Annotated in this window: 11 protein-coding genes; 4 read left to right on the forward strand and 7 right to left on the reverse strand. The window is 43.5% G+C overall.

Features of this window, described 5'->3' with window-relative positions:
- The first annotated feature begins 149 nt into the window (after positions 1-149).
- Positions 150-1,004 (forward strand): DegV family protein, encoded by an 855-nt coding sequence (locus tag VK080_RS01950; protein ID WP_324223117.1) that lies wholly within the window; start codon positions 150-152, stop codon positions 1,002-1,004.
- A 240-nt stretch (positions 1,005-1,244) separates the two neighbouring features.
- On the opposite strand, the gene VK080_RS01955 is transcribed toward VK080_RS01950, so the two are convergent.
- The 6 genes from VK080_RS01955 to VK080_RS01980 all read right to left on the reverse strand — a co-directional run bounded on the left by VK080_RS01955 (position 1,245) and on the right by VK080_RS01980 (position 6,287).
- A complete protein-coding gene (locus VK080_RS01955; protein WP_324223118.1) occupies positions 1,245-1,931 on the reverse strand; it encodes an alpha/beta hydrolase in 687 nt (228 codons plus the stop codon).
- A 108-nt stretch (positions 1,932-2,039) separates the two neighbouring features.
- Positions 2,040-2,387: a YppG family protein gene (locus tag VK080_RS01960; protein ID WP_324223119.1), complete on the reverse strand. Its 348-nt coding sequence runs from the start codon at positions 2,385-2,387 to the stop codon at positions 2,040-2,042.
- 82 nt (positions 2,388-2,469) lie between these two features.
- A complete protein-coding gene (locus VK080_RS01965; protein ID WP_324223120.1) occupies positions 2,470-2,742 on the reverse strand; it encodes a glutaredoxin family protein in 273 nt (90 codons plus the stop codon).
- A gap of 647 nt (positions 2,743-3,389) precedes the next feature.
- Positions 3,390-4,157: a PepSY domain-containing protein gene (locus VK080_RS01970; protein ID WP_324223121.1), complete on the reverse strand. Its 768-nt coding sequence runs from the start codon at positions 4,155-4,157 to the stop codon at positions 3,390-3,392.
- 94 nt (positions 4,158-4,251) lie between these two features.
- Positions 4,252-5,598, reverse strand: a complete 1,347-nt coding sequence (locus VK080_RS01975) for a HAMP domain-containing histidine kinase (protein WP_324223122.1) — start codon at positions 5,596-5,598, stop codon at positions 4,252-4,254.
- Entirely contained in the window at positions 5,598-6,287 is a 690-nt protein-coding gene (locus VK080_RS01980) for a response regulator transcription factor (RefSeq protein ID WP_324223123.1), read from the reverse strand. The genes VK080_RS01975 and VK080_RS01980 overlap by 1 nt, the downstream gene beginning before the upstream one ends.
- A gap of 296 nt (positions 6,288-6,583) precedes the next feature.
- On the opposite strand from VK080_RS01980, the gene VK080_RS01985 reads away from it, so the two are divergent.
- The 3 genes from VK080_RS01985 to VK080_RS01995 all read left to right on the forward strand — a co-directional run bounded on the left by VK080_RS01985 (position 6,584) and on the right by VK080_RS01995 (position 9,894).
- The gene (locus VK080_RS01985; protein WP_324223124.1) at positions 6,584-7,210 is read left to right on the forward strand and encodes a VOC family protein; all 627 of its coding nucleotides are present in this window, start codon (positions 6,584-6,586) and stop codon (positions 7,208-7,210) included.
- A 256-nt stretch (positions 7,211-7,466) separates the two neighbouring features.
- A complete protein-coding gene (locus tag VK080_RS01990; protein ID WP_324223125.1) occupies positions 7,467-7,835 on the forward strand; it encodes a metalloregulator ArsR/SmtB family transcription factor in 369 nt (122 codons plus the stop codon).
- Complete coding sequence (locus tag VK080_RS01995; protein ID WP_414672198.1) at positions 7,804-9,894, forward strand: heavy metal translocating P-type ATPase; 2,091 nt, start codon at positions 7,804-7,806, stop codon at positions 9,892-9,894. Before VK080_RS01990 ends, VK080_RS01995 begins: the two co-directional genes overlap by 32 nt.
- Before the next feature lie 284 nt (positions 9,895-10,178).
- Here VK080_RS01995 and VK080_RS15975 read toward each other — a convergent pair whose 3' ends face one another.
- Complete coding sequence (locus VK080_RS15975) at positions 10,179-10,247, reverse strand: putative holin-like toxin (RefSeq protein WP_414672199.1); 69 nt, start codon at positions 10,245-10,247, stop codon at positions 10,179-10,181.
- Positions 10,248-10,494: the final 247 nt, after the last annotated feature.

A 10,494-nucleotide genomic window follows, 5' to 3' on the forward strand; every position in this document is an offset into this window, starting at 1 on the left:
GTAAGAGCCGTTGCCTGGCGTTTTTGCTGTCAACTCTGGCGTTTTGGACTGAACTTTAGCGTTTTTACCTAAAACTTTGACTATTTTACACTTTACACCCATAAAAACTGTTATAATAAAACCAACACAAAATCGAATTGGGTGAAATAATGTATATACAATTAATGACCGACGGGGGAGCAGACATCCCAAAGCATCTAACCGATGCACTGGACATTAAAGTCGTACCGCTCTATCTGCATTTCCGGGATGGTGAATACAAGACCGGGGTAACGATTGATCTCAAAACCTTTTATAAAAAATTGGCTGAATCAGATGAACTTCCAAGATCATCCGCGCCAAGTCCGAATGATTTTTATGACGCCTATAAACAAGTCGACCCTGATACGCCTATTTTGATGCTGAGTATATCAAAAGGTTTGAGTACAACTTATAAAAATGCTGTGATGGGCAAGAATATGCTGCTTGAACAGGAGCCGGACAGACAAATTGAAGTCATCAATTCCAAAACCGCTTCTTGCGGACTGGCGCTTTTGCTGCACGAAGCCAAATCAAAAATGGATGAACATTATACGTTTGAGCAGCTTGTCGAACATCTATATGAGCGCGTTGAACAGACCAATACGCTGTTTGTCCTGAAAAAGCTGGAAAACTTAATTCGCGGTGGGCGTCTCGACCGTGTGAAAGGCACCATTGCCAAAACATTGAACATAAAACCGCTGATGCGCGGAAGTGAGGAAGGTACCATTGAAGTGACTGAAAAAGTGCGTGGAGAGAAAAAATCCATAAGAAGGTTTGTTGAACAAATTGGCGAGTATACCAAAAACTTCGAGGATAAGATCATAACCATGACGCATTGCAATGCGGAAGACCGCGCCAGAAAAGTACTCACGGACATCAGGGATAAGTACCCTTTCAAAGATGCCTATTTGACCGACATGGGGCCATTGATTGCTACTTATGCGGCTGAAGGTGGTTTAGTCATTTCGTTTTTTAAAACATAAACAAATCTTTAAAAAACTCTGTGCCCGCCTCGTCTTTCAAGCACTGAATGAAGTTTCACTTTATCCTGCATGTAATGGTCAGTAACCCGCCCAAAAACGGCGGTTAACTGACCCTAAATGCCCGATTCGGTTCGGGCCTGCACGATGCAGGTCACAAAGGCGTTGCAACACGACGTTGTGTACTTAGCCTTTGTTCCCCTTCTTCACAGCGGGGGTAAACCGCCCCCGCTGAATGAAGTTTCACTTTATCAAAAAGTCATATACCATCTTGTTTAATGCAACATTGTCATCCCCAAGACAGATCAGATGACCTGAACGTTCAAAAAATACAACTTCTTTCTGTTCTGATGTTATTTCCCTATCCAAATAATAGCCCGTTTTATACGGAACCATCATGTCCTGCTGCCCATGGGCGATCAGGACTGGTGATGTTACCTTGTTTAAGTATCGGCGAGTGAACCTGACCAGCCTAAGGAATTCGATATTTGCCTTAAATGGAACGGTCCCCCATTTCCGTTTATAATGCAAATACAGATTGTTCTGTTTGAGCTTGCCTTTAAACCCGTCGACAACAGCACCTTTGAAGTCCCTTATCATTTGCCGGAATGATAAATATTTTCCCGAGGGAGCCAGCAATACCAACTTATCAACATTATGTTTGGATGCCAGATAAGCGGCAATCATCCCGCCCATTGAAAAGCCGATCAAATATATGTTGTCAGCTTTCTCCTTGAGCTGCGTTAAAGAGTCCTCCGCTGCATTCAGCCAACTTTCATATGAGACATTTTCCAATGCAAGTTCGCTGCCGTGTCCCGGCAATGTTGGTACGTCCACTTGCCAGTCCGTATGTTCTTTCAAATACTCTGCCAATGGCCAGACTTCATACGGACTCCCGGTATAGCCATGTATGATTAGACATCCAGTCATGTTTCAATTCTCCTCATGATTCGATATACTTTCATTTTCCCTTATATACAGATATTCATTCAAGCCAAAAAAATCCGACTATGACAGAAACCGGACAGTATTCAAAGGTTATTCCGTTCTGTTTAGGAGATCCCCGACTTGTTTGACTACTGGCGATATCTTCTGAACCGTATTGGCCACTTGTCCGGCTGTTGACAGCATTTTATCAAGGTCAAGTTCACCATTTTGATCCTGGAAATAATACAGCAGGTTTTTTGGTTTAGGCGGCTGGGTAAATGTCGCAGCAGAATAGGGATAGGCTTGCCAGCTCACAGGCTGCTTCGGCTTTGAATACACTTCGAACGCTGTTGGATAATGTGCCGTGTAAGGCGTGTTGATTGGATTGGCTGTATGAGGGTTAAAATGGGCTGGACTGTTGTGATAAGGTGGCCGAAAAGGATAAGATCTTCGTAACATAACTCACACCTCTTTATCATGGTCTCTCGTTATCATATGAAAAATACCTTGAAATGTGAGCTATAGCCTATCCCGGCACTCGCTATCGTTTGAATGAAGTATACGAATGATATTGATCAGACATGCCCAGTGCGTGTTTAATTTTATTGACTTGTGCGCCTAGAACAACTTTTTCATCCACAAATGTCGCAGGTGTACCAAATATCCCCTCTTCTTGTAGTTCAACCAGATATTTCCGATGCTCCGTCACATTCCTTTTTTTGTAATGGATATCCATTTGATTCAACTGTTCGAGCAGATTCTCACACTGTGAACTATTCTCACTGATGTAAACAATCACTTCTTGTTCGTTCAATGCTAATCCCCCTATTTACGGTCTTGATTTATTAGGCCCATTGTCGTATACCCGCTATGTAACAAATTAAACACATTTTTTACAAAAACATTACATGTAATTTTTTCCTTTCATTATTACTTTAGAAAAGCTCGGGGTTGTTATCATCATCCCACAAGTTGGAGACCTGGAGCCAGAATCGAAAGGGATCAGCGAACCAACTGATTCAATATTGGCATGACACCCTGAAATTTATACTTCTGACGTTATAAAAAGTACTTCAGCATTAACCCTCGTCTTATAGCAAGTACCAAAGTTTTTATGAGACCAACCATCATATATGCTTTCAGACGTTATAAAATAAGAAGCAAACCCTATTTGAAAAAGGTTTGCTTCTTTCAAGTAATTCGTAAAGAGCAGAGGTCCCCACCTCTATTGTTAATCGTAGTTCACTTTATGATTGACTGCTATGATTTATATCACATGACAGGTGATTTTTTGATCACCCGCCCAAAAACGGCGGTTAACTGACCCTAAATGTCCGATTCGGTTCGGGCCTGCACGATGCAGGTCACAAAGGCGTTGCAACACGACGTTGCGTACTTAGCCTTTGTTCCACTTCTTCACAGCGGGGGAAAAGCGCCCCCGCTGAATGAAGTTTCACTTTATTAATCATCGTCGTCTTCGTCTTCTTCATCGTCTTCATCGTCAATTTCCATGACCAATATTTCACCAGTATAGGCGTCAATATCGATTTCGGCTTCCTTGTTTTTGGACTTCATTTCGATTTCATAATATAGGTGTCCGTCATCTTCATCCAGTTCCATTTCGATAATTGTACCGGGAAATTCATCTTTCGCAATTTTTTCTGCCTCACCCGTACTGATTACGGCCGATTTTGATGAATTCTTATCTTTGTTATCATCACTGTTTCCGTTTTGGCTTAATTCCATCCGGGACGTATTGTCTTTGCCGGATGAGTTTTTATCATCGCCATCATCAGTGTCGTCGTCATCACGGGATTTTGCATCATCATTTTGCTTCTTATTATTTCCGTCATCATCTTTTTGTTTATTATTTTGGCTGCTGTCTGTTTTGTCGGACTTTTTCTCATTACTTTTCGCGCTGTTTTGTTTATTGTTATCTTTGGCAGCAAATTTCTTTTCCAATTCTAAAACTTCACCTGTGTCGCCATCCAGTTCAATATCGTATTCAGTTCCACCATCGTGAATTTCTGCTTCATATACTGTCCGATTTCCTTTTTGATCCAATTCAAGTTCGGTAATCTCACCAGAATACTGTGAATTGATCAAATCCCTGATTTCCTGTTCGCCCATTTTCGGTGATGCTTCAGATGCACTTGTTTGAAACATGCCCAGTCCCAGTGCTGAAATACCAAGTATCACAGCCAACACCATTCCGATTTTCTTTTTCATGTTAAATGCCTCCTCTTTTTTCTTTGTGACTATATCATATCCGCTGCAAATGAAAAGACACTGTGCGGCACATTAGAAAATGATGAGAAAGCTATTAACTTTTATGAGAAACCGGTAGCTTCAGCGTAAATGTGGACCCTTCTCCGGGTGTGCTTGTAACTGTGAGTGTGCCATCATGCGCTTCTGTTATGGCCGCAGCAATGGATAATCCAAGACCGGTGCCGCCTGTTTCCCTGCTACGCGATTTATCAATCCGGTAAAATCGGTCAAAAATCTTTTCCTGTTCCGCCTTGGGAATCCCCGGCCCATTGTCCTGGACAGCGACATCAACGTAGCTGTCGCTTTGATCGACGGATAACTTGACGGTATCTTCACTGTATTTGACGGCATTGTCCATCAAAATATAAACGACCTGCTGCAGCTGATCATAGCTTCCGTTCACTTGGATTGTTCCCTCAGGCACATTGAACAAAATCTCCCGGTCATAAGCACCTTTGAATGTTTCAGCTGTTGATTGACATAACTCAACCACATCAACCGCTTCATCCACCTCTTTATCCTTATTCCTGGCTAAAAGCAACATCTGTTCCACAAGCTTTTGCATCCGGTCTGCCTGGGACTCAATGGCTTCAGTCGATTCCTGCAATAAATCCGGATTGCCAGCCCCGCGACGTTTCATCAGCTGGGAATAGCTTTTGACAATCGATATTGGTGTTTTTAGTTCATGGGAAGCATCGGAAACAAACATCTGCTGCTTCTCAAAATTCTCCCGTAAATAATCAATCATGCGGTTAAACGTCACTTTCATTTCATATAATTCATCTTTTGAATGATCTGAGGCATCGATTTTCTTCCAATTACCATAAGTGGTGTTTTCTTTCATCGCAGCCGTCAGCTCCTGAACAGGCCTTGTCATCACCCGGGATAAAAAGACACCGGCCACAACCGTTGGAATCAGCATAATCAAGGATGCCACAACCAGAACGTAAAACAATGTTTCCATGGTCGACGCATGTCCTGTCAGATGTTTATAAACCTGTAATGTGACAACATTGCCGTCTTCCCAGATGATGGGTTTGGCAATGGCCGCAAAATCAGGCTGATCGCTCATTGAAATAACCGATTTTGTTTCCGACGTCACATAATTTGCCGGGACCTCTTCATAATTTGCCTTCATCACCTCGACAATAAAAGACCCATTTTCATCAATGACCCGAATCATCCCTTCTGTCGGCAAAAAGGCATTGAGCATTTCGGTTTTCGATACATTTGGATTGTCATTCAATGTTTCAACGATTTCATTTGTTTGCGTGTTTAAATCATCAAGTTCACTGTCCAGCGATATCGTATGAAATAAATAGTAAATAGAGGTGTTAACTAGTAAAATTAATATAAGCATAAATAAACTGGAAAACAATCGGATTTTCACAGAAAGTTTCATCAGTCATGTTCCTTTATCGTATAACCGACACCACGGACGGTCTGAATATAAGCTTCGTCAAATGGTTTGTCGACTTTCTGGCGCAAATACCGGATGTAAACATCAACAACATTGGTATCCCCGAAATAATCAAAGCCCCAGACATGTTCAATCAGCTGATCTCTTGTCAGCACGACATTTTTATTTTGTAAAAGGTAGACAAGCAGATCGAATTCCCTCGGGGTCAGCTCAATCGGCTTTGAAGCACGACGGACTTCCCGGGCATCAACATCAACGGTCAAATCACCAACCCCCAGTTCTTCATGCTCCTGTGTGGTTTTTCGCGGCTTGCGGAGTTGTGCCCTGATTCGAGCGAGCAGTTCCTCAATTTGGAAAGGCTTCGTGATATAGTCATTGGCACCCTGATCCAAGCCGTTCACTTTATCATAAACCTCATCCCGCGCTGTCAGTAAAATGATCGGCGTCGATTCATCAAACCGTCGCACCCGGCGCAGCACTTCCATTCCGCTTAGTTCCGGCAGCATAATATCCAAGAGCACAAGATCCCATTCCTGGTCTGTCAAAAGCTCCAGTGCTGTTTTGCCATCATTGGCAACTGTCGTATGATAATTCTCATAATCCAGCTCAAGCTGCAACACTCGACTCAGTTTTTGTTCATCCTCAACAATCAGGATATCCGGCTTTTTCATTTACACGCACCCGCTTTCGTTTGCTCTCTTATCGTTACTATACCAAATATTGCTGTGAAAGTGGATGGCTGGATTGTTATCTTGCGTTTATGAGAGATTCAGCCGGTGAAATTGTGAACTTTATCATTTTAATTGTGAACTTTAGCGAGAATAATGTGAACTTTATCATTTTAGTTATGAACTTTAGCGGATTCATTGTGAACTTTATCATTCACCATCAGCTTCTCCAACCAAACAAGTGTAAATGCTTTCCAAAACAATTATTTAGAAGTAAGATGGCGTTAGGAGGGGATCATATGCTTGCCATCGATCATATTGTCATCGCCGCCAAAAATCCCGAAAAAGCGGCAAACGATTTCGGAAAGAAACACGGTGTTACGATTACGGAAGGCGGTCAGCATGCCAACTGGGGTACATACAATTACCTTGCCTACTTCCGTAATGACTGCTATATCGAATGGATCGGTATTTATGACGAGGCAACCGCAGCAAGGTCTGATAATCCACTCATTCATCTACTTTTCCGGGAGCTTGCGGAAGGTCATGAAGGTCCGATCCAATTTGTACTCAGGACAAATCATATGGATGATGCGATTAAAAATCTCCAGGAACTTGACATACCATTCACCGGTCCTGTTCCCGGCAACCGCAACCGTCCGGACGGCAGCCTTTTGGAATGGCGGATGCTTTTCCCCGAAGAAGAGCGGGAGATTCTGCCCTTCCTGATTGAATGGGGTGAGGGGAAAAACACACCACAGGACACTAAACTCATTAATGACAAGACGATTAGCTCAATCTCAGCGCGCATTACAAATATTGAAACATTTGCTTCCATCTATCAATTAAATGTCACCGACCGGTCAGCCCAGCTCGAAAATGCAGAAATGAAGCTTTCCGATGAACTGCGTTTTTCAGTTGAATAGTTTAAAAATAAGCAAAAACAATGCCAAATTGTATGGAAACTGCTCAACTCGCGCGAGAGCTGCCCAATCTCGTGCGAGAAAATGCCCCCTCATGCGAAAACTACTTTCATTCATGCAGCACTTTCTAACGTTTAACAACTATATCCCATCCGACTTCCGGCATTCCCCTTGAGGTGAATGCCGGGTTTTCTTTTGACATTCAAATAACTATTTGAATATAATACATTCAAGTAATTATTTGAATGAGGTGTGATTCATGCCAAATGACATTTGTGATGTAACCTGTATCAACGAAGATAAAGTCAATCGCGTTAAGCAGGAACTCAATAACCATTCGGTCGATAAAGTGATAAGCTTATATAAACTTCTGGCCGATCGGAACAGACTGCAGATAGCGTATGCCTTGTTAATCGAAAAGGAACTCTGCGTCTGTGACCTCGCCAATATTATCGGCGCGTCAACCGCCACAACATCCCATCATCTGCGGAAACTGCACAAGGCCGGTATCACCACGTTCCGCAAAGAGGGAAAGCTCGTCTACTACTCATTGTCTGATGACCATATGAAACAAGTGATCACACAAGGCTTCCTTCATGGAGAGGAGGAGAGCGCCCATGTCGGCTGAACAGCAAACTTACCGGCTTAACGGGATATCGTGTGCCAATTGTGCCCAGACCTTTGAAAACAATGTTAAAGAAATCGATGGCGTGAAGGATGCCAACGTTCATTTTGCCGCGTCAAAAATTGATGTTGTTGGTGAAGCGTCGATAGCTGATATTGAAAAAGCCGGATCGTTTGAAAATATTAAAGTGATCAGGGAAAACTCAGAACCTGAAAAAGAGCCATTCTGGATGCGGCATGATAAAGTCCTGCTTGCTTCGTTACTAATTATTTTTGGTTTTATCGCCCATGCCACGTTCGGCAATTCTCATTACTTGCCAAATGTGCTCTATGGCCTGTCAGCACTCATTGGCGGCTTGTCTCTGTTTAAAGCCGGCCTGATTAATCTGACCAAATTCCGTTTCGATATGAAAACGCTGATGACGATTGCCGTTATTGGCGCTGCTATTATCGGTGAATGGCGTGAAGCCGCTGTCGTCGTTATTTTGTTTGCCATCAGTGAAGCGCTGGAATCGTATTCGATGGACAAAGCACGTTCATCCATCCGTTCCTTGATGAAACTATCACCTGACAAGGCACGAATTAGACGAAACGGCGAAGAACAGACAATAACCGTTGAGGATGTTGCTGTAGGCGACATCATGCTTGTCAAACCAGGTGAACGGATTGCGATGGATGGTATCATTACCGATGGGTTTTCTTCTATTAATCAAGCATCTATTACAGGTGAAGCCATTCCGGCAGAGAAGACAACCGGTGATGACGTATTTGCCGGAACCATCAACCAGGATGGATTTCTGGAAATCGAAGTGACCAAAAAAGCCCAAGACACTACCATCGCCAAAATTATTCATATGGTTGAAGAAGCACAAGAGGAACGGGCACCGGCACAGGCATTTATTGACCGGTTTGCCGCCTATTACACACCGGCCATTATTGTCATCGCCCTGTTAGTCGCAATCGTCCCACCCCTATTTGGCGGCATGTGGAGCACGTGGGTCTATCAGGGGCTTGCGGTACTCGTCGTCGGCTGTCCGTGTGCACTCGTCGTATCCACACCGGTCGCTATTGTGACGGCAATCGGCAACGCCGCACGCAACGGCGTTCTGATCAAAGGCGGTATTCACCTTGAACAAATCGGGGAAATTCAAAAAATCGCATTTGATAAAACAGGGACACTGACAAACGGCACACCTAAGGTTACAGACGTCCACTTTTTTACAAACGAACGTAATAAGGCACTCAGCTATCTGAAAGGCTTGGAAGTCAAATCAAACCATCCGCTGGCAAAAGCGATTGTGGATTATATGAACAATGAACAGCCGGCTATACAAACAGCCAACGTACAGTCCTTCACCACGATTCACGGAAAAGGCATCCGGGGTGAAATCGACGGTGTAACGGTTTATGCCGGATCGCCGGATTACTTTAAAAACGTTCCAGCCGATCAAATCGAACATTACCAGGAATCCGGCAAGACCGTCATGTTATGCGGGACAGACGATGAATTGCTGCTGGCCATTGCACTGCGCGATGAACCACGTACCGAGAGCAAAAATGTCATCCAAAAATTGCATGACCTCGGTATCAAGCAGACATTTATGCTGACCGGTGACCATGAACAGACGGCAAAGGCATTGAAAGATGACTTGGGGCTAACTGATGTTAAAGCCGGTCTTTTGCCTCAAGATAAATTGAATTTTATCAAAGAACAGGAAAACGGCAATATCGCCATGATCGGCGACGGCATCAATGACACCCCGGCACTGGCCGCATCCAAAGTCGGCATCGCCATGGGCTCTGCCGGGACAGACAGCGCACTGGAAACAGCCGATGTTGCCTTAATGGGAGATGACTTGAATAAACTGCCATACACCGTCAAGCTGAGCCGCAAAGCATTAGGCATCATCAAACAAAATATCAGCTTTGCGATCGGTATTAAAATGCTTGCACTCCTGCTTGTTATTCCCGGATGGCTGACACTATGGATTGCGATATTTGCCGATATGGGCGCGACATTGCTGGTGACATTGAATGCATTGCGGCTAATGAAAATTAAATGAAAGCGTGCTCCAAGGCTTGCTGACATTACAAAAAACAAGTTGACTTTACGGGAAAAGTTTTAAACATGAACATTCCTTTCCCCGCCTTCACTTATTGTGTGTACAAAACAGATTTTTGTGGTGTAATAAATATAGAAAAGGGATAATTCTCATAAAATAAGAAAGACCGCCGATAAATACCGACGGTCAACAATAGACCGAAACCTCATCAAAGGGGGCGGCTCTTAGAAGGTGTGTAACCTCCCATGACGAGCGACCAACTCAGGGGAGGTTTACTTCTTGCTTTAATAGGCAAGAAGTGCAACCAGCGTTCCAATTGAAATCATTAAAGACAACACCTGAAAAGTGGTCATAAGGCATCACCCCCTTTCTATCGGGGACAAGCCACCCTCCCATGAGAAATCGGTCTATTGTTTCTCCATTTTATCGCATTTACCTGCCTTTTTGCTTTCATTCATCAACTCAACTTTCGCAGACTGAAATAGGCAGGTAAACCTTGATATAGTTCGGCAGACCCGCTATCCATTGTTGTAGTTGACTTTTGATGAGTTGCTGTACTTTCTTGTTAGTCTTTTTCAAGGTATCTTCAAGAAGCTCGAT

It is taken from the genome of Lentibacillus sp., from assembly GCF_035301925.1.
GTDB lineage: Bacteria > Bacillota > Bacilli > Bacillales > Amphibacillaceae > Lentibacillus.